The sequence below is a fragment of the Maribacter vaceletii genome (assembly GCF_003634105.1).
GTDB classification, from domain to species: domain Bacteria; phylum Bacteroidota; class Bacteroidia; order Flavobacteriales; family Flavobacteriaceae; genus Maribacter_B; species Maribacter_B vaceletii.
Map to the genome: position 1 here is coordinate 365,157 of NZ_RBIQ01000007.1, position 23,106 is coordinate 388,262.

24 protein-coding genes are annotated in these 23,106 nt (G+C 31.7%); 9 read left to right on the plus strand and 15 right to left on the minus strand.

Annotated features, from left to right (window positions below):
* Window positions 1-2 precede the first annotated feature (2 nt).
* Entirely contained in the window at window positions 3-776 is a 774-nt protein-coding gene (gene cobA / locus CLV91_RS01695) for a uroporphyrinogen-III C-methyltransferase (protein WP_121063337.1), read from the minus strand.
* Window positions 777-903: 127 nt separating this feature from the next.
* Between cobA and nirB the strand changes: the two genes are divergently transcribed.
* The 7 genes from nirB (at window position 904) to CLV91_RS01730 (ending at window position 8,308) form a co-directional block, all read left to right on the plus strand.
* On the plus strand, window positions 904-3,420 hold the full coding sequence (gene nirB / locus CLV91_RS01700) for a nitrite reductase large subunit NirB (RefSeq protein WP_121063339.1): 2,517 nt from the start codon (window positions 904-906) through the stop codon (window positions 3,418-3,420).
* A gap of 37 nt (window positions 3,421-3,457) precedes the next feature.
* Complete coding sequence (gene nirD / locus CLV91_RS01705; protein ID WP_121063341.1) at window positions 3,458-3,835, plus strand: nitrite reductase small subunit NirD; 378 nt, start codon at window positions 3,458-3,460, stop codon at window positions 3,833-3,835.
* Between the two features lie 27 nt (window positions 3,836-3,862).
* Window positions 3,863-4,450, plus strand: a complete 588-nt coding sequence (locus CLV91_RS01710; RefSeq protein ID WP_121063343.1) for a DUF4202 domain-containing protein — start codon at window positions 3,863-3,865, stop codon at window positions 4,448-4,450.
* A 34-nt stretch (window positions 4,451-4,484) separates the two neighbouring features.
* Window positions 4,485-6,314, plus strand: a complete 1,830-nt coding sequence (locus CLV91_RS01715; RefSeq protein ID WP_121063345.1) for an ATP-binding protein — start codon at window positions 4,485-4,487, stop codon at window positions 6,312-6,314.
* 8 nt (window positions 6,315-6,322) lie between these two features.
* Window positions 6,323-6,916, plus strand: coding sequence for a precorrin-2 dehydrogenase/sirohydrochlorin ferrochelatase family protein (locus CLV91_RS01720; protein WP_121063347.1), 594 nt, complete (start codon window positions 6,323-6,325; stop codon window positions 6,914-6,916).
* Window positions 6,906-7,274: a DUF7009 family protein gene (locus CLV91_RS01725; RefSeq protein WP_121063349.1), complete on the plus strand. Its 369-nt coding sequence runs from the start codon at window positions 6,906-6,908 to the stop codon at window positions 7,272-7,274. Before CLV91_RS01720 ends, CLV91_RS01725 begins: the two co-directional genes overlap by 11 nt.
* 371 nt (window positions 7,275-7,645) lie before the next feature.
* A complete protein-coding gene (locus CLV91_RS01730; protein ID WP_147406396.1) occupies window positions 7,646-8,308 on the plus strand; it encodes a response regulator in 663 nt (220 codons plus the stop codon).
* 10 nt (window positions 8,309-8,318) lie between these two features.
* Here CLV91_RS01730 and upp read toward each other — a convergent pair whose 3' ends face one another.
* Entirely contained in the window at window positions 8,319-8,972 is a 654-nt protein-coding gene (upp, locus tag CLV91_RS01735) for a uracil phosphoribosyltransferase (protein ID WP_121063352.1), read from the minus strand.
* Between the two features lie 81 nt (window positions 8,973-9,053).
* Here upp and CLV91_RS01740 point away from each other — a divergent pair, with 81 nt between their 5' ends.
* On the plus strand, window positions 9,054-10,052 hold the full coding sequence (locus CLV91_RS01740; RefSeq protein WP_121063354.1) for a metal-dependent hydrolase: 999 nt from the start codon (window positions 9,054-9,056) through the stop codon (window positions 10,050-10,052).
* Here CLV91_RS01740 and CLV91_RS01745 read toward each other — a convergent pair.
* The 8 genes from CLV91_RS01745 to CLV91_RS01780 all read right to left on the minus strand — a co-directional run bounded on the left by CLV91_RS01745 (window position 10,049) and on the right by CLV91_RS01780 (window position 15,655).
* Window positions 10,049-10,342 (minus strand): hypothetical protein, encoded by a 294-nt coding sequence (locus CLV91_RS01745; RefSeq protein ID WP_121063356.1) that lies wholly within the window; start codon window positions 10,340-10,342, stop codon window positions 10,049-10,051. The genes CLV91_RS01740 and CLV91_RS01745 overlap by 4 nt on opposite strands.
* 9 nt (window positions 10,343-10,351) lie before the next feature.
* The gene (cydB, locus tag CLV91_RS01750; protein ID WP_121063358.1) at window positions 10,352-11,425 is read right to left on the minus strand and encodes a cytochrome d ubiquinol oxidase subunit II; all 1,074 of its coding nucleotides are present in this window, start codon (window positions 11,423-11,425) and stop codon (window positions 10,352-10,354) included.
* Between the two features lie 3 nt (window positions 11,426-11,428).
* A complete protein-coding gene (locus CLV91_RS01755; RefSeq protein WP_121063360.1) occupies window positions 11,429-12,760 on the minus strand; it encodes a cytochrome ubiquinol oxidase subunit I in 1,332 nt (443 codons plus the stop codon).
* 138 nt (window positions 12,761-12,898) lie between these two features.
* Window positions 12,899-13,111, minus strand: a complete 213-nt coding sequence (locus CLV91_RS01760) for a YgaP family membrane protein (RefSeq protein WP_121063362.1) — start codon at window positions 13,109-13,111, stop codon at window positions 12,899-12,901.
* A gap of 29 nt (window positions 13,112-13,140) precedes the next feature.
* A complete protein-coding gene (locus CLV91_RS01765) occupies window positions 13,141-13,482 on the minus strand; it encodes a rhodanese-like domain-containing protein (RefSeq protein ID WP_121063364.1) in 342 nt (113 codons plus the stop codon).
* A gap of 170 nt (window positions 13,483-13,652) precedes the next feature.
* Entirely contained in the window at window positions 13,653-14,285 is a 633-nt protein-coding gene (locus CLV91_RS01770; protein ID WP_121063366.1) for a Crp/Fnr family transcriptional regulator, read from the minus strand.
* Window positions 14,263-14,685, minus strand: coding sequence for a DUF983 domain-containing protein (locus CLV91_RS01775; protein WP_121063368.1), 423 nt, complete (start codon window positions 14,683-14,685; stop codon window positions 14,263-14,265). The genes CLV91_RS01770 and CLV91_RS01775 overlap by 23 nt, the downstream gene beginning before the upstream one ends.
* A gap of 61 nt (window positions 14,686-14,746) precedes the next feature.
* Window positions 14,747-15,655, minus strand: coding sequence for a DUF1338 domain-containing protein (locus CLV91_RS01780; protein ID WP_121063370.1), 909 nt, complete (start codon window positions 15,653-15,655; stop codon window positions 14,747-14,749).
* A 77-nt stretch (window positions 15,656-15,732) separates the two neighbouring features.
* On the opposite strand from CLV91_RS01780, the gene CLV91_RS01785 reads away from it, so the two are divergent.
* Complete coding sequence (locus CLV91_RS01785) at window positions 15,733-16,620, plus strand: LysR substrate-binding domain-containing protein (protein ID WP_121063372.1); 888 nt, start codon at window positions 15,733-15,735, stop codon at window positions 16,618-16,620.
* A gap of 3 nt (window positions 16,621-16,623) precedes the next feature.
* Here CLV91_RS01785 and CLV91_RS01790 read toward each other — a convergent pair whose 3' ends face one another.
* The 5 genes from CLV91_RS01790 to CLV91_RS01810 all read right to left on the minus strand — a co-directional run bounded on the left by CLV91_RS01790 (window position 16,624) and on the right by CLV91_RS01810 (window position 23,075).
* On the minus strand, window positions 16,624-17,451 hold the full coding sequence (locus CLV91_RS01790) for an amidohydrolase family protein (RefSeq protein ID WP_121063374.1): 828 nt from the start codon (window positions 17,449-17,451) through the stop codon (window positions 16,624-16,626).
* 4 nt (window positions 17,452-17,455) lie between these two features.
* Window positions 17,456-18,991 (minus strand): alpha-L-fucosidase, encoded by a 1,536-nt coding sequence (locus tag CLV91_RS01795; protein ID WP_121063376.1) that lies wholly within the window; start codon window positions 18,989-18,991, stop codon window positions 17,456-17,458.
* A 206-nt stretch (window positions 18,992-19,197) separates the two neighbouring features.
* Complete coding sequence (locus CLV91_RS01800; protein ID WP_121063378.1) at window positions 19,198-20,628, minus strand: tagaturonate reductase; 1,431 nt, start codon at window positions 20,626-20,628, stop codon at window positions 19,198-19,200.
* Between the two features lie 59 nt (window positions 20,629-20,687).
* Window positions 20,688-22,340: a UxaA family hydrolase gene (locus CLV91_RS01805; RefSeq protein ID WP_121063380.1), complete on the minus strand. Its 1,653-nt coding sequence runs from the start codon at window positions 22,338-22,340 to the stop codon at window positions 20,688-20,690.
* Window positions 22,341-22,406: 66 nt separating this feature from the next.
* Window positions 22,407-23,075 (minus strand): bifunctional 4-hydroxy-2-oxoglutarate aldolase/2-dehydro-3-deoxy-phosphogluconate aldolase, encoded by a 669-nt coding sequence (locus CLV91_RS01810; protein WP_121063382.1) that lies wholly within the window; start codon window positions 23,073-23,075, stop codon window positions 22,407-22,409.
* Between the last annotated feature and the right edge of the window lie 31 nt (window positions 23,076-23,106).

The following is a 23,106-nucleotide window of genomic DNA, read 5'->3' on the forward strand; positions in this document are numbered from 1 at the left end:
AATTATATGTAATCATGTAGAACTCGCTGTAATTCTTCTTCAAAAAAAGCAGGATGTTCTGATACAACATTGCCAATTACAATTATTCCTGGTTGGGTAATATCTACTTTTTTAAACGCCTCTAAACCCTCTCCTAAAATTCCTAAAACACAAGTCTCATTTACTAAAGTCCCGTTTTGTATTAATGCAAAAGGAGTATTGTTTCCCTTATAAGTAGCAACGGTTTTAATTATAGCATTAAACTTACGCACTCCCATTAAAATAACCATAGTTGAAGAGGATTGTGCAGCTAATTTTAAATCTTCAGAAAAGCTATTATCTTTTTTTGTTGCTGTCATTACCCAAAAACTACTACTAACCCCTCTTTTAGTAACTGGAATACCTTGACTTTGCGGAACAGCTATTGCACTGGTAACTCCTGGAACTACAGTTACTGGAATACCAAAATTTTCTGCATATTCTATTTCTTCACTAGCTCTACCAAAAACAAAAGGATCACCTCCTTTTAAACGTACTACATGACCACATTCAAATGCTTTTTCTACTAGTAAACTATTTATAGAATCTTGCGTATAAGAATGTGCATTGCATCTTTTACCTACGTATATTTTAGGAATTCTTTCATCAATCTCACTTAAGAGTTCTTTACTAATTAAAGCATCATATAAAATTACATCTGCAGACTGTAAAAGCCTAAAACCTCTACGTGTTATTAGGTCACTACTACCAGGACCAGCTCCTATTAAAGATATTCTTGCTTTTTTGCTTTTAATCATGATTTCTAATTTTTTAGGACTAACAATTATGAATTCTGCAACAAAACTACGTGTTTATTTTGATAAAATTATATAAAAAATACGTAATTATACGTATTTTTGTAATGTAATATCTAAACAAGTACGTATGAAAACTATAATAGTAGTTGGAAATGGGATGGTTGGTTATAAGTTTTGTGAAAAATTTGTTGCCAAAAAAGAAAGCAAAGAATATAAGGTTATAGTTTTTGGTGAAGAACCAAGACCTGCTTACGACCGTGTTCATTTAAGTGAGTTTTTTGAAAATCAAGATGCAAAAGCTTTAGAAATGGCTCCTGCTGAATGGTATGCAGAAAATAACATAGATTTAATTGTAGATGAACGTGTTACAGATATACACAAGGCCTCTAAAAAAATTACTACTGCAAAAGACCGTGAGTTATCTTACGACTATTTAGTTTTAGCTACTGGTTCTTCTGCTTTTGTACCTCCTATTAAAGGGGTAGAAAAAGAAGGGGTTTTTGTATATAGAACTATTGAAGATTTAGAAGGTATGCTTGCTTATGCCGCCAAACTAAAACAAACTAATCCTAATGCAAAAGCGGCTGTACTTGGTGGCGGATTGTTAGGTTTAGAGGCAGGAAAAGCTGTAATGGATATGGGACTAGAACCACATATTGTTGAATTTGCACCTAAATTAATGCCAAGACAATTAGATTCTAGAAGTAGCCAGGTATTACAACTTAAACTAGAATCTATAGGGTTAAACATACATTTAAGTAAAGCTACCAATCAAATTTTAGGAGATAAAGCTATTACAGGAATGGAGTTTGGAGAAGACGATGTTTTAGACGTAGAAATGCTTATTATATCTGCTGGTATTAGACCAAGAGATGAACTTGCTAAAACAAGCGGCTTAGAAATGGGCGTACGTGGCGGTATTGTTGTAGATAATAAAATGCAAACCTCTGATCCTAATATTTATGCTATTGGAGAAATTGCTCTTTATAACCAAATGATATATGGTTTAGTTGCTCCAGGTTATGATATGGCAGGGGTAGCTGTTGACCAAATATTAGGAGATACAGAAACCTTAATGCCAGAAGAAATAGACATGTCTACCAAATTAAAATTAATTGGGGTAGATGTTGCTAGTTTTGGAGAACCTTTTATGCCTGCAGCAAAAGGGCATTCTATAATTTTTGAAAATAAAACCCAACATTTATATAAAAGAATAAACGTTAGCCTTGATGGAAAAAAGCTATTAGGTGGTATTCTAGTTGGTGATGCTACAGATTATAGCATGTTACACCAAATTTATTTAAACGGAATGGCCATTCCTGAAGACCCTGCACAATTAATTTTACCTGCTGGTGAAGGTGGTGGTTCTTTTGGTGATGTTATGGATTTACCAGATGAAGCACAAATATGTTCTTGTGAAAATGTTACAAAGGGACAAATTTGCGGGACTATTGAAAGTGGAGAGTCTAAAGATTTAGCAGATGTGGTTAGCTGTACCAAAGCAGGTACCGGTTGCGGCGGTTGTAAACCAATGGTAAAAGACCTTACGGAAGCTACCTTAAAATCTTTAGGTATAGAAGTTAAAGATACCGTTTGCGAACACTTTGATTTAAACAGACAGGATTTATATAAAATCATTCAAGTAAAAGGGTATAAAACTTTTGATGAAGTTCTTGATAATCACGGTAACGGTGGTCATGGTTGTGAGTTATGCAAACCAGTTGTAGCGTCTTTAATGGCTAGTATAAATGCAGATACTGCTAATAAAGAATATGCCATACAAGATTCTAACGATAGGTTCTTAGCCAACATTCAACGTAATGGAACCTATTCTGTTGTTCCTCGTGTTCCAGGTGGAGAAATTACACCAGATAAGCTAATTGCACTAGGAGAAATTGCTAAGAAATATGATTTATATACAAAAGTAACTGGTGGTGTTCGTATCGATTTATTTGGTGCAACTCTAAACCAATTACCATTAATCTGGAAAGATTTAATAGACCACGGTTTTGAAAGTGGACATGCCTACGGAAAATCTTTACGTACAGTAAAAACTTGTGTGGGTTCTACTTGGTGTCGTTACGGTATGGATGAAAGTGTAAGTTTTGGTATTGAACTAGAAAATAGATATCGAGGAATACGTGCACCTCACAAAATTAAAGGTGGCGTATCTGGTTGTATTCGTGAATGTGCCGAAGCTCGTGGTAAAGATTTTGGTTTAATTGCTGTAGAAGGTGGTTGGAACTTATATCTTGGCGGTAATGGTGGCGCTACACCAAGACATGCTGAGTTATTTGCAGAGCAAATAGATAATAAAACGGTAATTAAATACATAGACCGTTACTTAATGTTATACATGCGTACCGCAAAACCTTTACAAAGAACAGCAGCGTGGCAAGAACGTTTAGAAGGTGGTCTTGAGTATTTAAAAGAAGTAATTATTGATGATAAATTAGGAATCGCAGAAGATTTAGAAAATGAAATGCAAACGCTAGTTAATAAGTTTGAGTGCGAATGGACACAAGCTATTAATGACCCAGAAATGATGAAACGTTTTAACCACTTTGTAAATAGCGAAGAGGAAGATGATAACTTAGTTTTTGTACCATTAAGAGAACAAAAAATGCCAGAAAAATGGGTCTAATTAAATTTTAAAACAACCAATTTCTAAATTTTAAACAATGAATATAGTTTCTGAAAAATATAAAACAGTAAAGCCCGAAGATGTAACTACCTGGTTTAAAGCTGCACCAATTACTGCATTCCCAAAAGATGGAGGCGCATGTGTAAAATATAAAGATTTGCAAATTGCCGTATTTAATTTTGAAAGACTAAATACATGGTACGCTTGCCAAAACCTATCTCCTGAAAAACAAGAAATGGTTTTAAGTAGAGGAATGATTGGTGATCACAAAGGTATCCCTATGGTTGCCTGTCCATTACACAAAAAGATATTTTCATTAGAAAATGGCGATAATCTAAATGGCGATTTAGAAGCAATTGCAACATATCCTATAAAAATTGAAAATGACTTTGTGTATGTAGGTTTTTCTGAATAGCTTTGGATTTACTAATCCTAGTTATATATGGCAACTACAGAAAAATTACAAAAAGCATATTCTTTATTTGATGCTGCAAATGAAAAAGACCCAAATAAAGAAGAATACCAAGGAAAAACATATGCAAAAGAAGTATTGTACGCTATAAGGATGACAAACAAATTAAATGCGTTTGCACCAAATGCATCAGAAGCATTACAACTTACTGCACGTTGCCAACATATTTGCAGATGGGAAATTGCAAGAGATAGCTACGAAATGAATAGAGTTGGTTATCTAAAATGGAGACAAGATTTAAAAAAATATCATGCTAAAAAATCTTCAGACATATTAAAAGAAGTGGGCTATGATCAAGAAACCATAAATAAAGTTGCTTTCCTTTTAGAAAAGAAACAACTTAAAAAAAATGAAGAAACACAAACACTAGAAGATGTAATTTGTTTGGTCTTTTTAGAGTTTTATTTTGAACCTTTTGCAAAAAAATATGAAGAGGATAAACTAATAGATATTTTACAAAAAACATGGCGTAAAATGTCTGACGTAGGACACCAAGCTGCTTTAAAACTACCTCTATCAGATTCTTCTTTAGCATTAGTAACAAAAGCACTAGCTTAAAAATTACCCTTTTTGGGAATAATTTTATTCTAATATGAGCGAAGATAAATTGCAACAACCATTAGATACCGAAACCTTTAATAGGATTCGTAAATGGTATTTGCTTGCCTTATCTGCAATAGCACTTACGGTTATTATAGCGCAAATATTAATACAAACAAATATTAATACCCAACTAGACGATTCTAGAATAATAAATATTGCAGGTAGGCAACGGGCTTTTAGTCAAAAACTAGTAAAGGAAATACTACTTTTAAAAGAGGTGAAAAAGAAAAGTGAAAAAGACCTAATTACTGGAGAAATAAAAACCACCTTATCTAAATGGACTGCTTCTCATAAAGCATTACAATTTGGCGACAAAGAAATGGATATTGTTGTTGAAAACTACAGCCCAATTAAAGAACTATTTAAAGATTTAAATCCGCACCATAATGCAATGGTAAGTGCCATTACTAAAATTCTTAAGGCATCTAATACCCCCAACTACCACACTACAAAAGAATACCAAGAAAACACATCTATCTTACTAAAAAAAGAAAGAATTTTTCTTAACATAATGGACACTATTGTTAATACGTATGATAAACAAAGTAGAAAGGAACTTCAAAAATTAAAAAACAAAGAATATCTACTTTTAGCTTTTTCTTTATTGATTCTATTTTTAGAAATGGTTTTTATTTTTAGACCTCTTTCTATCCAAATTAGAAATAGTATTTCTAAGTTAATGAAACATAAATTAGTTTCTGATAAAAATGCTTCTCAAATACAAAAACTGTATAATGAGAAAGAAAAGTCTTTACAGGAGCTTCAAGAATTAAATTTTGTAATTGATAATGCTGCCTTATTTGCAAGTGCTAGAGAAGACGGCAGTATTGTTTTTATTAGCAAAAAATTTATTGCCCTACTTGGGTGTTCTCATGAAGATTTAAAAAAGCCACTACAAGAGCTCTTAACTACAGATCAAGGGCAACAAAAATATTTAAAAGAAATTTTAAAAAGCAATAAAAAGAATAGCATAAGAAACGAAGAAATAAAAATTACCACTACTAGTAAAACAATTTGGTTAGACATTTCTATAATTCCTATGTACCAATCTAGCAGGCAACAAAGTGTTTTAATTTTATGTTCTGATATTACAGAAAGAAAAAAACACTTAATGCAAGTAGAAAAACTTACTAAAGAAAATTATGAAGAAAGAATACTTCAGAAAAAAAGACAAGCAAGCCAAATAGTAGAAGGGCAAGAAGAGGAACGTAAACGTATTGCCAAAGATATTCATGATGGCATTGGCCAAATGCTAACAGCTTTACGATTTAATATAGAATCAATAGACCTAGAAAATCAAGAAAAAGCGGAAGAAAAAATCATCTATTTAAAAGAATTAACTTCCGACTTAATAAAAGGAGTACGTACTGCCACTTTTAATTTAACTCCACCAGAATTAAGTGATCATGGTATATTACCTGCATTACAAAAAATGACCACAGAACTTTCTAGATTAACTGGAAAAAACATTCTTTTTGATAACAAAACTGAAACTAATTTTCGGTTTGACTCTCTAGCAGAAACCAATATTTATAGAGTTACTCAAGAAGCCATAAATAACGCCATAAAATACGCAGAATCTAACTACATATTACTAACCATAAACTACACAGATAATGTTTTAAGTGTAGTAATAGATGATGATGGCAAAGGGTTTGATCCTATTATTTTAAAAGAAGCCCCAAAAAATAATAGTGATGGTGGCATGGGCTTATTTTTTATGAAAGAAAGAATAAGTTATATTAATGGCAGATTGTTTATAAACTCTATTCCAGGAGAAGGTACTAGAGTAACTATAAACTACAAAACAGATAAATAAAATTAACAATGGAACGTAACGAGTTATATCCCATATTTTTAAAAGTATCACAACTTAATATTTTGGTTGTTGGCGGGGGTAATGTTGGTCTAGAAAAACTTACTTTTTTATTAAAGTCTAGTCCTAATGCAAAAGTAGAAATGGTTTCTATAGATTTTTTAGAGGATACACTTGCATTAGCAAAAAAACATGATGTAAAGATTATTAAAGATGCGTATCATGAGAAATATTTAGAAAGGAAACACATTGCTATAGCTACTACGGACAATGTTCCCGTTAATGAACAAGTATACCATGATTGTAGAGAAAGAAGTATCCTTGTTAATGTTGCTGACAATCCTCCATTTTGTGATTTTTATATGGGTGGTATTGTTACTAAAGGGAATGTAAAAATTGCAATTTCTACAAACGGAAAATCGCCTACCACAGCAAAAAGATTACGACAATTCTTTGAAGATGTTATTCCAGATAATATAGATGATTTGGTAAGAAACCTTAATGAATTTAGAAAAACTATTAAAGGAGACTTTGAAGAAAAAGTAGAAACATTAAATGAATTTACTAAAGGTTTAGTAAGTAAAAAAGATACTCATGAAAATTAGAATAAGAGGAAATTCTGTACGTCTTAGGCTTACAAAAACAGAAGTAGACAGTTTAGCAAAAACAGGTTCATTTTCAGAAAAAATTGTATTTCCTAATAATACACTAGTATATACTATTATTGCCAAAGAAGCTATAAATACAATGGAGGCCTCCTATATAGAAAACATAATTACCATCTATATCCCAAAAAAAGATTCTTTAGAATGGCCTACCAATACTATAATTGGCCATAAACACTCTCTAAAAATTGATGCTGCAAATTCTTTATCTATACTTGTAGAAAAAGATTTTGTTTGTATGGATGAAACCGTAGAGGATCAATCCGATAATTATCCTAATCCTAAAGCATTAACTTAATATAAATTTCTTTTATAATAGTAAATTTCATACAACAAGCGTTAGTTTTTTTGTTTTTTAATTATTCTTGCATCAATACCTTATTTATAAATAATTACACTTCTTTGGTAACATCAATAGAACATAAACGCATCAAAACGTGATGGTTTTTCCTTCTATTTTACTCAAAAAGAGTGTTTTTAAGCAATAAGTGAGAACTTACTTACACAAAGTAAAATCTTCTTCTAAAGTAATTTTTATATTGCGCAATTATTAACACTAACCATTAATTACATAAAAAAAGTACTATGGTGCTTCTGTAATAATTGTAAATTATTACAGAAACTTATGTATTAAAAAATATATCTGGCATAAACTAGATTTTTGAAATTTTGAAACTTATAATAAAAATTTTAATGGTCGATGACCATCCAATAATCCTAAAAGGTTATGAATTGTCATTAAATGAATTTAGTGATAATTATATATTTGAATTTTATAAAGCACAAAATAGTGTAGAGGCTGTAAATTTAATAGAACAAAATGAACCTGATTTTTTTCATATAGTCTTCTTAGATATACGCTTACCTGTTAATAATGATTATGCTTTAATAAATGGGGAAGATTTAGGAATTAAAATTAGAAAAACAACAAACTCTAAAATTATTGTTTTAAGCTCTATAGGAGATACCCAAAGAATATACAGCATTCTAAATAACTTAGAACCAGATGGGTATATTATTAAAACAGAAACAACTCCAGAAATATTACTAGATGCTATTGATGCTGTTTTGAATGATAGAAACTACTTTTCTAGCAAAATAAAAAAACTAAAAAATGTTCAAAACTCGGAGAACCCTACTCTAGATGTTTATGACATAAAAATTTTATACTTTTTATCGGTAGGCGAAAAAATGAAAAACTTACCAGATTTTGTACACCTTTCTATTGCAAGTATAGAAAGGAGAAAAAAGAAAATAAAGGCATATTTTGGTAATAAAGAAGCATCAGATAGGCAACTTATTGAAGCTGCTAAAGAAAAAGGGTTTATTTAACTATTTCTCCTTACAATTTGCCACCATAAGACAAATCTCCTGAGTCTCCTAAACCTGGAATAATATATCCTTTGGAATTAAGTTCTTTATCTATATCTGCAATCCATAAATGCGTGTTTTCAGGAAATACATCTTTAATAAACTCAATACCTTCCTCCGAGCCTATTACTGCAACAATATGTATTTGTTTTGGTGTCCCGTGCGATTTTAGAGCTTCTTTTACATTTTCTAACGTTCTACCCGTAGCTAACATTGGGTCTGCTAAAATTAATGTCTTACTCTCTATGGATGGTGCTGCTAAATAATTCACAACTACATCAAAATTATCTTTCCCATCTGGGTGATGTCTATACGCAGATATAAATGCATTTTCTGCAGCATCAAAATAATTTAATATTCCTTGATGTAATGGTAATCCTGCACGCATAATGGAACAAAGAACAATAGTATCTGTAAATTCAGACGTGTTTTTTACACCTAATGGTGTTTGTACTTCTGTATCTTCAAAATGCAAGGTTTTACTTAACTCATAACTTAAAATCTCCCCAATACGTTCTATATTTCTACGAAAACGCATAGCATCTTTCTGAATAGCGGTATCTCTTATTTCTGCTAAAAATTTGTTTAAAACCGAGTTTTCTAGAGCAAGGTGATGAATAATCATAAGGTATTTAAATTTTGCTTACTAAATTACAGATTTAAAATGGTAAAGTATGTTGCTATAACTTACTTTTGAATACATACTATGGATTCACTCACACAAATTGTATTAGGAGCAGCAGTTGGCGAAGCTGTTTTAGGAAATAAAATTGGAAATAAGGCCATGCTTTATGGCGCCATTGCAGGTACTATTCCAGATTTAGATGTATTTGCTTCTCACTTTACAGATACAGTTTCTGCACTAGAAATTCATCGTGGATTTACGCACTCTATTTTATTTTCTATTGTTTTTGCGCCAATTTTTGGTTGGCTAATTACTACGTATGAAAAATATAAAGATTTTAAAGACTGGTCTTGGTTATTTTTTTGGGCGTTTATAACGCATCCCATATTAGATGCACATACTACTTGGGGAACGCAACTATTTTGGCCTTTAGACATAAGATTAGCTTTTAAGAACATATTTGTTATTGACCCTTTGTATACATTACCATTTTTAGTGTTTTTATTACTAGCCATGCGACAAAAGCGTTCCTCTAAAAAACGCAGTTCTTATAATAGAATGGGATTATTGGTAAGTTCTGGTTATTTGCTACTATCACTTGTATTAAAGTGGATTGCTTTTAATCAATTTAAAGATGCCTTAGAAAGACAAAACATAGCATATCTAGAATTAGATACAAGACCTTCTGCAATGAACACTGTTCTTTGGAGTGCAAATGTGGAAACTAAAGATAGTTATTTACTAGGGAATTATTCTTTTTTTGATTCCCAACCAATCCGGTTTGAAACCTACCCTAAAAACCATCATCTTTTAGAAAAATTAATTGAAGATACAAGTGTGCAACGAATGATTGCAATTTCTGAGGGTTGGTACAGTATTCAAAAAAACGATAACAATTTATATTTTAATGATTTACGATTTGGTCTTCTAAGTTTAGAACCAAACTCGCAAAACTTTGTTTTTAAATACAAGATTACTATAAAGGATTCTAATAAGGTTATGTTTACTGAGGTTCCAAAAGACAATAATGATGGAAAAAAACTATTAAGCGATTTATGGACCCGATTAAAAGGAAACTAATTTATCTTGTTGTAAAGCAATTTTGCTAAAAGTAGACCTACAACTCCACCTATAGCAGAGACTACTATGTTTACAATAAGTCGTACACCATCAAAATCTCCATTATTTAGTATAGACAAAGGGGCAAATCCTAATCTTCCAAAAAATTTAATTACAAACACACTTCCAAAAACACCAGCTATGGTATTACCAATGATACCAAAGGAATATTTTTTGTGTATATACCCCAAACTATTAGCGGCTATTATCCCCACTAGAATACTAACTAATGAAATAAGGGTAGCTGTCATTACAGAATATTAATGACCATAATCCATAGTATCAATTTTACCTCCCATTAATCTTTTTTGTATTATCATGTACACAAAAAGAAGGATAAAGCCTATTATTCCCCAATTTATAGCAACAGACAAACCATATTCTGGAGCGGCAGTGTTATATATGGTTAAAGGCTCATTTACTGTATTCACAGAAGGCAAGAGGATTGGGAACAAAGAAGCCAAGGAAGATGTAATTCCTCCAATTATTAATAAGCATGATAATGCAAAACTATATATATCTTTTTTAAGCTTTTTAACAAAAAACAATCCTATTAGTCCTGTAAGGTAAATAATAGGAAACACCAATAAATAAGGTTTATCAATAAAGTTATCAAAGGAATTTGGGTTAATAATTTTCCAAACAATTAAAGAGAAAATGGTAAGTGTGGCAAGCACAATATTTAACTTTAAAATTACACCTTTAAGTTTCTTATTTATAGAAGAATTGGTTTTTAAAATAATCCAATTAGCACCATGAATTGCTAAAGTAACTACAGATATTATTCCTATAACAATTGTAAACCAATCTATAACTCCAGGAGTTTTGCTTAACGGACTAAAACTACTATCCCATAATGGTAAAAAGAAATAATGCCCCTCATAAACAGACTCTCCTTTTTCTACTCCACCTAAATTTACTCCCCTAACAATATTACCTAAAGCAATACCAAAAAATAAGGCTAATAATAAACTAGATACTCCAAAGGAAGCATCCCAAATATCTTTCCACATTTGAAACTTAAATTGACCTCTAAGCTCTAATCCTATTGCTCTAAAAATAATTAACCATAAAACTAAAATTAAAGGCAAATAAAAACCACTAAAAACGGATGCATAAAAGGTTGGAAAAGCCATAAAAAGCATACCGCCAGCAGCAACCAACCAAACCTCATTAGAATCCCAAAATAGACCAGCAGATTTTGTAATTACTTCTTTATCTTTTTCTTCTTTTGCAAAGAATAAATGAATTATTCCTGTGCCAAAATCATATCCGTCTAGAATAAAAAACATTGTTAAAACAATTGCTATTGCTAAGTACCAAAATAGTTCCATAATTTAATGCGTTTGGGGTTTTGGACCTTCGTTAATAGTTTTACCAACTAGGACTAAAAACAATAACCCTAGAAGCATATATAAAGCAACAAAACCTAATAAAGTAAATAGTGTATTACCAGATGAAACTGTGGGAGAAATACCATCTGCTGTTCTTAATAACCCATAAACCAAATATGGTTGCCTTCCCAATTCCGCTGTATACCAACCAGTAAGGTTTGCTATATAAGGAAACGGAACTAAAAACATAATAGTCCAAAGTAATGGTTTTATGTTATATAATTTTTTTCTCCATAAAAAGAATGCTGACAAAAACATAACACCAATAAATATGGTACCTAAACCAACCATTATATGATAAGAATAATATAAAGCCGGTATATTATCTGGCAATTCTTCCTTTTTAAAATGGTCCATCCCTGGAATTTGCCTATCCCATTCTTGATAGGTTAAAAAACTTAATATATTAGGAACCGCTATTTTATTATCTAACTTTTTTTCTACCATATTTGGTTGGCCAATAAGTACAATTTCTGCTCCAGCTACTTCTGTTTCAAAAATTCCTTCCATGGCAGCAAAAGATGCTGGTTGATATTTTGCAACGTTTTTCGCATTCCAATCCCCTGTTGGGAAAGCCACTAAAAGACTAGAAACTAACCCAAAAATTACTCCCGTTTTTAAAAAAAGTTTTCCGTATTCTGTTTGTTTGTTTCTTAACACATAAAAAGCACCTATACTAGCTACAACAAAAGAAGAGGTTACAACTGATGCTAGTTGGTTGTGTAAAAAAGCAGGTATAAGCCATGGATTACTGAATAATGCCGAAAAATTCTCTAAAACAAATTTTCCGTTATCTAAAATCTCATATCCTACAGGATGTTGCATCCAAGCATTCGTTGCCAAAATAAACCAACCACTAGCCCAGGAACCTAAAAAAACTAAAAAACCTGTTAGAAAATGTAGTTTTTGCCCCATTAACTTTTCTCCAAAAATAAAAAGCGCTAAAAATGAAGATTCTAAAAAGAAGGAAAACATTCCTTCCATGGCCAAAGTCTGTCCTATTACACTTCCTGTTAGCTCTGAAAACTTTGCCCAATTGGTCCCAAATTGAAATTCCATTGGAATTCCTGTTACTACTCCCATAGTAAAATTGATGGCAAAAATTTTCATAAAAAACTTAGCCGCATCATTATACTTCTCAATATTATTCCTTAAGTATTTTCCTTTAAAAAAAACTATCAACAAAGACAACCCCATGGTTAATTGTGGAAATATGTAGTGAAAGGTGATAGTAAAAGCAAATTGCAATCTATCATAAAAAAGCATGTCTTCCATACTAAAGAATTTTATTGAAGCTTATTTTATTTAAACAACTGCAAGGTACTCCATAGAACTAAAAAAGGGAATTATTATAGCATAAAAAAGGCGAAACATTTGTTTCACCTTTAACAAAATTTGGTTTTAAAAAATATCTTACTTTTTACTATTAATTTTGCACGTACTTATTCCTAAAATTTTATACAACGGGCAAAAACTTACAAAACCTGTAACAACAAAAATTACGGATAAAGCCATAAGTACATATGCTAAAGTACCCTCTATTACATTAGTGTAATATAATGCCAAAACTATGGCTGCAATAATAAAACGAATAATACGGTCTACACCGTTCATATTTTTTTTCATACTATAAATTTTAGTTTAAACTTATATAATTACCAATTAGAATATCCTCCTTGCAAATCGTAAATTTTCTCAAAACCCATATCGGCTAATTTGTGAGATGCTTTTTTACTGCGCGCTCCAGAGCGGCAATAAATATATAATGGTTTTGTTTTATCTAACTTCTCAAAATAAGCTACAAAATTAGAAGGTTTAAAAAAATCTACATTCACCGCTTTTTTTATATGTCCGCCTGCAAATTCATTAGGAGTACGAACATCTATAACTTGTACTTTTTTAGAAGAAATAGCGGATAAAAAAGAAACTTTATCTAACACCTCAACAACCCCTGAATACTCTTTCTTTGCCCCAAACAAACTGCTTAATATTGACATAATTATTTTTTTTAAAATAAATAAGTTAACAAAAGGAAACGATTATTTTTCCCATAACCGTTTCCTTAAACAACCAACCAAAATGTATTTAGATATTACAATCTAAACACTATGTAAATTTAGGTTATGAAATTCTATGCCACAGTAACATAGGTTACATTGAAAAAAAATTATAATTCTACTAATCGAATATGATTTCTATTTAGCTCTATTTTACCCATGTTTTCTAGCTTTTTTAGAAGTCTAGAAACTACTACTCTAGAAGTATGTAGTTCATAAGCTATTTCTTGATGGGTATTATGTATACTATTAATATGCGTAACTCTTGCTTTATCTTTAAGGTACTTTAACAAACGTTCATCCATTTTTAAAAAAGCAATACTATCTACCGTCTCCATAACTTCATTTAAACGGGTATGATAGCTATTTAAAACAAAAGCACGCCAACTAGTATATTTAGCCATCCATTCTTCCATTTTTTGAACAGGAATCATGAGTAACTTAACTTGTGTTTCTGTAACTGCTCTAATTTCACTTCTAGATTGTCCTATACAACAACTTAAGGTCATGGCGCAAGTATCTCCATTCTCTAAAAAATAAAGTAACAACTCATCCCCATTAGTATCTTCTCTAAATATTTTTATTACTCCAGATAATAGTAAAGGCATAGATTTAATATAATCTCCTATCTCTATTATCTTAAAATTTTCTGGAATTTCTTTAAAGGTAGCTACTTGGTTAATTTCATTAATTAAACCTTCTTCAAAAACGTCTTTGTAATTATCCTTTAATTCTTGAATCATTATTACTTTTGCTTTTTACTTTATTCGCAATATCTTTATCATAATTAAAAAAAATATTGGCCCAAATTGACTTTGAAACTGCGCCTATATACGGCATAGTTACTAGTAACCCTATAATTATAGTAATAAAGGTAGAAAAAAGGTTAAACTCTAAGTTAAAAATTTGAATTAATACATAAACTGCCACAGCAACAGCAATACCAACACCATAGGAAACATACATAGAGCCATAGTAAAAACTAGGCTCTATACTATATTTTAAATTACAACAAGGGCAATTCTTTTTAACTTTATTAAAGTTGTTTATTTTATAAGGGTTAGCCTCCAAAAAATTACCTTCATGACATCTTGGGCATTTTAGAAATAAAATACTGTAAAGCTTTGTTCCCTTAAAAGACATAGTATGCTTTTGTCTACAAAAATAGCTCTTTACATTAACTATAAGAGTAACAAATGTTACACTATTCTTTTTGAGTTTGCGTACTAAATGTACTCTCAAAAATTTTATCTGCGTTTGCAGATTCAAACCCTTCCCTTCTTTGCTCTCTTGTTAATTTAGAAGGATCTATACTTGCATATTCTGGTAAAGGCAAGCGTTCTGCAAACTCCACATAACTACCAGATATTTTAGACATCTTATTGTTAGAAAACTCTGCATCTATCATTTCTGCAACGGTACTACTTTGTTTTAAAAGTCCGTCTGCACTAGTCTTTATTTTCCCTCCCGCAGTGTTTAAACGAACTCCTATAGACTCTAAAAAAGCATTAAACTTAGCTACCGTATTATACGCTTCTGGCAACTCATGTACACTAATGGTATAATGGTTTAAATAATACCTATTATAGATAACCCAAGAAGCATATTCGCTCTCTTTCAATAATGTTTTATAATCTTCTAAAGAAGGTAATTGCCAAAGCGATTTATAGAAAAAGTCCCCAACCTGTTTTGCATTATTTAAATCTAAACTATCTACTGGATCTTCTGTAATATCTTTAGTGTACTTTGAGATAACTTCTTGTACATTGTTTGACAAATCTTTTACACGTAACTCACTAATAAATATTCGTGGATATTCTGGAGAAGGTGGTGCATACCAGTAAGCATCCAATTTTTTCCCTTCAAAAAAGAAGTAATCTTCTTTAGTATACCCGTAATGCAAAAATATTTTTTCAAAAGAGCTTATACCTAAATTAGGAACTCCTAAGGTTCTAAAGGCTATATGGTCATTTACAATATCGTCCTGACTTGCTATAAGACCATTATTGACCATTGCAGCAGTTATTTTACTAACATCCGGTACACGCTCTACATATGGCTTAAACAAGCCTTCTAAAACATTCCCTAGCCCATCTTTTTTATCAAAATTCATAATTGCATATTTTTTGCATCTATATTTTTTAAAATTAATAGTACTTTTGATTAATAACAATTCTTATTAATTATTAAATGATAAGTATTACTAATCAAATAGAATTAAGACAGCTTCGCTACTTTATAGTTTTAGCAGAAATTTTACATTTTAGAAAGGCTGCCGAGGGTTTATCTATTTCTCAATCTGCATTAAGTCAGCAAATACTTCTTTTAGAATCTATTGTTGGCACAAAACTTTTTGAACGTAATAACAGAAATGTATCTTTAAGTACTTCTGGAGAATTATTTTTAATGGAAGCTAAGAAAATAATAAAACAAGTAGATTCTTCTGTTCAAAATTGGATATTACAAAATGAAGGAAAAAAAGGAGCTTTAAAAATAGGTTTTGTAGCATCGGCAATGCAGCAATACTTGCCACCTATTTTAAAATCTTTTGATGAAGAGCATCCTAAAATAAAATTACAGTTAGAGGAGCTAACAAATATTGATCAATTAAAACATTTGGAGGAAAACACTATAGATATAGGTTTTATGCGTTCTAATATGGTAAACTCTTCCATTCTATTAAAACCAATTTTTAAAGAGCATTTTACCTTAGTTTTACCTCAAGAACACGCAATTACAAAAGCTAATTTTAAAAATATAGGACAGCTTTCGGAAGCCCCATTTATTCTTTTCCCAAATGAAAATAGTCCCTTATATTATCAACAAATATTAAATCTTTGTGCTAATCATGGTTTTAGCCCTAAAATAACACACAAATCTATACACGCTCCTACTATTTTTAGGCTTGTAGAAAACGGTATGGGTATTTCTATTATCCCAAATTCTTTACGAGACAATTTTAATTATAAGGTTCGTTTTATAGAGCTTAAAAACATTCCGCAAAAAACAGAGCTTTATGCTGCTTGGAATAAAAACAACGACAACCCAGCATTAAAGTATCTTTTAAATTTAATTTAAAAATTATAGGTTATAAAACGCCTCAGCATTACTCCCCATAATTACATTTTGCTCGCTTGCACTAAGTTTACTTATAAAGTTTGCAGTAAGCGAAACAACTTTTTCATAACTACCAGCCACTAAACAAACTGGCCAATCGGAACCATACATAATACGATCTACTCCAAAAGAATCTAATACCAATTGCATATAAGGTTCTACTTGCTCTGGAGTCCATGTTTTATAATCTGCCTCTGTAATCATTCCAGAGACTTTACAATATACGTTTGGGTGTTTTGCTATCTCCTTCATTAAAATAGCCCAACCCTCATAAAAGCCATCTTTTATATAAGGTTTTGCAATATGATCTATTACAAATTTTTGGTTAGGAAAACGTTTTACAAATTCTAACACCGCACCTAATTGATGTGGAAAAACCAAAATATCATAAACATAATTATAGCTCTCTAGATAAGAAATACCTCTTAAAAAATTTGGCCTCAATAAAAAATTATGATCGGGTTCTCCCTGTACTACATGACGAAAACCTTTCATTTTAGGAAAGCTAGTATATTTTTCTAAATCTGCTTCTACAGCATTATTTCTTAGGTCTACCCAACCAACAATACCTTTTATAAAATCATTTTCTTTAGATAGTTTTAAAAGAAAAGTATTTTCTTCAATGGTTTGATCTGCTTGTACAGCAACACAACCATCTACATTATTTTCTCTATAAACTTTTTCTAAGTCTGATGGGAAAAAATCTCTTCGGATAGTTGCCATTTCATCATCTATCCAACTATGTTTTACTTCTTCGTATTTCCAAAAATGTTGATGCGAATCTATTATCATTTTCTTATTGTGATATTGTTATTTTAATAACTGTAGCCATATTGTCTACTTGAGTAGAAGGTGCTTTTACACGTAACCCCTCTTCCTCGCTATAGCTCCATTTTATTTTCTCCTTACTTCCTAAAAAGCTTACATTTTCTATACTTGGTGCGTCTAAAATATTCTTCTTAGCAAACGATTTTAAAAGTAACTCTTTTTCCGGAGAAACAGCACCCATAACTATGGCATAAATTTCATAATCTTTGGTAGTATACCTAACATCTTTATTAGAGTATTCTAATTCTAAAAATGCCTTATGATTTTCAAAATGCCCGTCTGGTTCTTTAGTTGGCCCCTCTCCAAAAGTGTACCATGCTTCTGTACCGTATATTGCTTCTCCATATTTTTTTAACCAATTTCCCATTTTTAATAATCCTTCTTTCTGGTCATCTGGAATGGTACCATCTGCTTTAGGAGAAACATTTAATAGCAGTACTCCATTTTTACTTACAATATCTATTAAAGTATGTAAAACATCTTTAGATTTTTTAACGCCTAAATTATCTGTATAACACCAACTGCCTTTACTAATAGTAGCATCGGTCATCCAAGTTTTTGTACCTATAACATTTTTACGAGCCTGCTCTAAATCTTCTACACTCATATTTAAGGGCAGATCATGTTGCTTACGCACAATAACAACTTCTTTACCTTTTTCTGCTGCTGCATTTAAATAATATGCTGCAAATTCTTTTCTATATTTCTCTGGAATATCACCCAAAACATAATCGAACCAAACAATATCTGGGTTATACTTATCAATAACCTCTTTTAGTTTACCCAACCACATTTCTTTATACCATTTTTCATGCTCCATATTACCATAAAGCATTTGTAATTTTGGATCATCTGATGTAGTTGGCATTCCTTCAAAATTTGGAAAGTGACTTATTTTTACATCTTCTCCTAGTTTTGTTGCTCGCTGCAAGTTTTTTGCATGATGAAAGGCTGTAATTAACTTCATGCCTTTAGCCCGTATAGCTTTTTCTATTTCTCCGGTAACATCTCTTTTTGGCCCCATATCCATAACATTCCAAGGTGTAATATCACTATCCCACATGGCAAAACCATCATGGTGTTCTGCCACAGGACCAGAAAACTTTGCTCCAGAATCATGAAAAAGAGCTGCCCATTCTTCGGCATTAAACTTTTCTGCCTTAAACATAGGGATAAAATCATGATAACCAAACTCTGACGGATGGCCATATTTCTCTAAATGGTGCTTATAAACTTTATGGTCTTTAAAATGCATCCATCGAGGGTACCATTCATTACTATATGCTGGTACCGAGTAAACGCCCCAATGAAAATATATACCTAATTTAGAGTCCTTAAACCACTCCGGGGATTCTTTATGTTCTCCTAAAGACTTCCAATCTTCCGTAAATGGCTTTTCTACCTTAACTTCTTCTACTATTTCTTTCTTTTCATTTTGCTCTCCACAAGAGGCTAATAAAAGAACTATAGTAAATGCTAATAAATGAGTATATATTGGTCTCATAAGTTGGTTATTTAATGATTCCTAAATGTAATAGTATTATAAGCAACCTTAGAAGTGTATTGGTCATATGTATATAACAAATGGTTTGTGGCACTACTTTATAAAACTAGAAATTACCTCAACAAAAGCAAATTTTGCTCTATTAAGGTAATTTCTAAAAATCATTTAAAATTAATATTTAAGTGACTATATGGTGCCTAAGAAAATTATAAGCTTTTAAGTGCTTTCTGCATTCCTTCCCCAATAATAGCGCTTAAATGTCCTTCAACTTTATTCTGCAATCCTTTAATTTTAGTTAAATCCGTAGCCCAAAAATCAGTATTACTTAAAACTGCTTGTGTAATTTTTCCTAAATCATTTGTTGCCCATTGTGTCTTAAAGAATGCTAATACTTTTTCATCATCTTTTAATGTAATTTCTTCCCCATTTCTTTCTCCTTTATAGAAAGCAATTAATGCTGCTAATGAAAATAACAATCTATTTGGAAGTTCATTTTTACGCTTAACATATTCTAAAACAGATGGTAAAACTCTAGTTTTATATTTAGACACCGAGTTTAATGAAATACTCATTAAAGCATGTTCTAAATATGGGTTTCTAAAACGATCTAAAACATCATTAGAAAATTGATTTAACTCTTCTTCTGATAAATCTAAAGTTGGGCAAATTTCATTAAAAATAGCATCCTTTAAAAAACCACCAACAACATTGTCTTCTAAAGACTCACGTACTTTTTCTATTCCATATAAATAACCTACAGGTACTAAACATGTATGCGCACCATTCAATATACGTACTTTACGTGTTCTGTATGGTTCTTGGTTATCTGTAAATACAATATTTAAGCCGCACACTTCTGCCGGAATTTCTTCTTTTACAGATGCCGGTCCTTCTATAACCCATAAGTGAAACTGCTCCCCTTCTACCACTAAGTTATCTTTATAGCCTAACTCTTTGGTAATAGCATCCATTTTATCTCTTGGATAACCGGGTACAATCCTATCTACAAGCGTATTACAGAAAATATTATCTTCATTAATCCATTCTACAAATCCAGCTCCTAAATTCCAATCCGAAGCATATTGTAAAATAATACGTTTTAAATTTTCTCCATTATTATCAATCAATTCACAAGGAATTATAATTAATCCTTTGTCCGATGCTCCATTAAATTCTTGAAACCTTTTATATAATAATGCTGTTAACTTTCCTGGGAAACTTTTTTGCGGCGCGTCTTCTAATTTATCGTTTGCATTATAAGCAATACCAGCCTCTGTGGTATTAGATATTACAAAACGTAAATCTGGGTTCTTAGCATTAGCTAAATAACCTGCAAAATTTTCATACGGGTTAATAGCTCTCTGTATACAATCTATAATTTCATGCTCACTAATTGCTTTTCCGTTTTTAATACCGTTTAAATACAGTGTGTACAATCCATCTTGATCATTTAGCATTTTTACTAAACCTTGATCAATAGGTTGCACAACTACAACACCAGCATCAAAATTTGCTTTTTTATTCATTTCATGAATCATCCAATTGGCAAAGGCTCTTAAAAAGTTACCTTCTCCAAACTGTAAAATTCTCTCTGTATACGTATTTACGTTTGCTGTACTTCTATTTAATGCGTCCATGTAATCTATACTTTTTGCTATTAGCCGTTAACTACTAGTTTTAATAATTTGTTATTGTTTTATAATGATACTCCCCTTTTCCAAGGAATAAAGTCGTTATTACCATGAACCACCGCTTTAGAAGCAGTTTCTCCACTTGCAACTCTAATAATATGGTCTAAGATTTTTTCTCCCATAGACGCAATAGTATCCTCTCCAGTAATTACTGTGCCTGCGTTAATATCTATGATGTCATACATCTTTTCGTACAAATGTGTGTTACTAGACATTTTTAAAACAGGTGCTACAGGGTTTCCTGTTGGTGTTCCTAACCCTGTTGTAAATACTACAACATTACATCCAGAACCTACCAAACCTGTTGTAGACTCTACATCATTCCCTGGTGTACATAATAAATTTAAACCCGGCATAGTTACTTGCTCTGCATAATCTAAAACCTGAACAACAGGAGATGTTCCTCCTTTTTTAGCCGCTCCGGCAGATTTCATTGCATCAGTAATTAAACCATCTTTTATATTTCCTGGTGAAGGGTTATTCTCAAAACCTGAACCAACAGCTACTGCTGCGGCAGAATAAGCACGCATTAAATTGTAGAATTTTTTAGAATCCTCAACCGTATTACATCTGTTAATTAACTCTTGCTCTACACCGTTTAATTCTGGAAACTCTGCTAGCACAGGGCTTCCTCCTAATGCCACCAATAAATCTGAAGCATACCCTAACGCTGGGTTTGCAGATATTCCTGAAAAACCATCAGACCCTCCACATTCTAATCCTAAAACCAACTTACTTAATGGTGCTGGTTGTCTTTCTATTTTATTAGCTTCTGTTAAACCAACAAAAGTATGTTTAACAGCTTCTTCTATTAATGCACGTTCACTTTCACTTTGTTGTTGCTCTAAATAATGTACTGGCTTCCCCATATTAGGATCAATAGCATCTAAAGCATCTTGTAGCATACTAATCTGTGCATTCTGGCAACCTAAACTAAAAATAGTTGCTCCTGCTACATTAGGGTTTGCTATATACCCTGCTAAAAGTTGACATAGCACTTCTGAGTCTTGACGTATACCACCACAACCACCATCGTGTTTTAAGAACTTAATACCGTCTACATTAGGGAACAGTCTATTTTTAGATAACTCTTCTTTTGTAGTTATGATTGGTGTATTAAAAATCTCTTCGCTTGAAGCTCCTGCTTTATATTGTTTAATTAGAGCATCTGTATCTACAGCAAAATCTTTTTTAGTTTCGTATCCTAATTTTTCGGAAAGTGCGCCTTCTAAAACATCAATATTTCTGTTTTCACAGAATGTTAATGGAATTACTAACCAATAGTTACTTGTACCTACCTTACCATCTTTTCTGTGGTAGCCATTAAATGTTCTTCCTTTAAAATTAGAAGCATCTGGGGCTGTCCATGTAAATTTTTCTTTGGAGTCATTAAATTCGGCAGAAGCATGCTTTACATTATCAATTGTAATTGCATAACCAGCCGGAATTGACTTAACGGCTTTACCGATTAATACACCGTACATGAATATTTCATCACCTACTGCAAAATCGTTTAAAGCAAATTTGTGCTTTTGTTTGATGTTTTCTTTTAAGGTAACCTCGGTACCATTTATTGTTGTTACCCTTCCTTTTTCTAAAGGATTAATAGCTACAATAATGTTGTCTCTTGGATCTATTTGAACGTAATTCTTAGACATAGCGTTTATTTATATAATTGATAGATAAAAAAGGAGATACTAAATATGTACCTCCTTTTAAAAAATTTATTTTCTAACCGCTTTTACTAGTGCAAGTGCTGCTTTTACATCTTGTTCTAATTTAGCATAATCTTTATTTGCTATAATTTCTTTTGAAATTAATTTAGACCCCATACCAACACAAGTAACGCCAGCATCAAACCAACCTCTTAAGTTTTCTTCTGTTGGGGAAACTCCCCCTGTTGGCATAACACTTGTCCATGGTTGTGGACCTTTAATTCCTTTTACAAATTGAGGACCGTAAATATCACCTGGGAATAATTTAACTATTTCACAGCCTAATTCTTCTGCTCTAGTAATTTCTGTTAAAGTACCACATCCTGGAGACCATAAAACTTTTTTACGGTTACAAGCAATTGCAATATCTTCTCTTAATACAGGTGTTACTATAAAATTAGCTCCTAAAGCCATATATAATGACGCAGCTCCTGCATCTGTAACAGATCCAACCCCCATAATCATTCCTGGTAATTCGGCTATTGCATATTTAGTTAGCTCACCAAAAACTTCGTGAGCAAAATCGCCACGAGCAGTAAATTCCATTAAACGTGCACCGCCATCGTAGCATGCTTTTAATACTTTTTTACTTAGATCTATATCGTTATTAAAAAACAAAGGAATCATCCCAGTTTCTTTCATAACACTAGCTACTTCTATTCTTGAAAATTGTGCCATAATTTTTTTATATATAAATCCTTCCCTATTG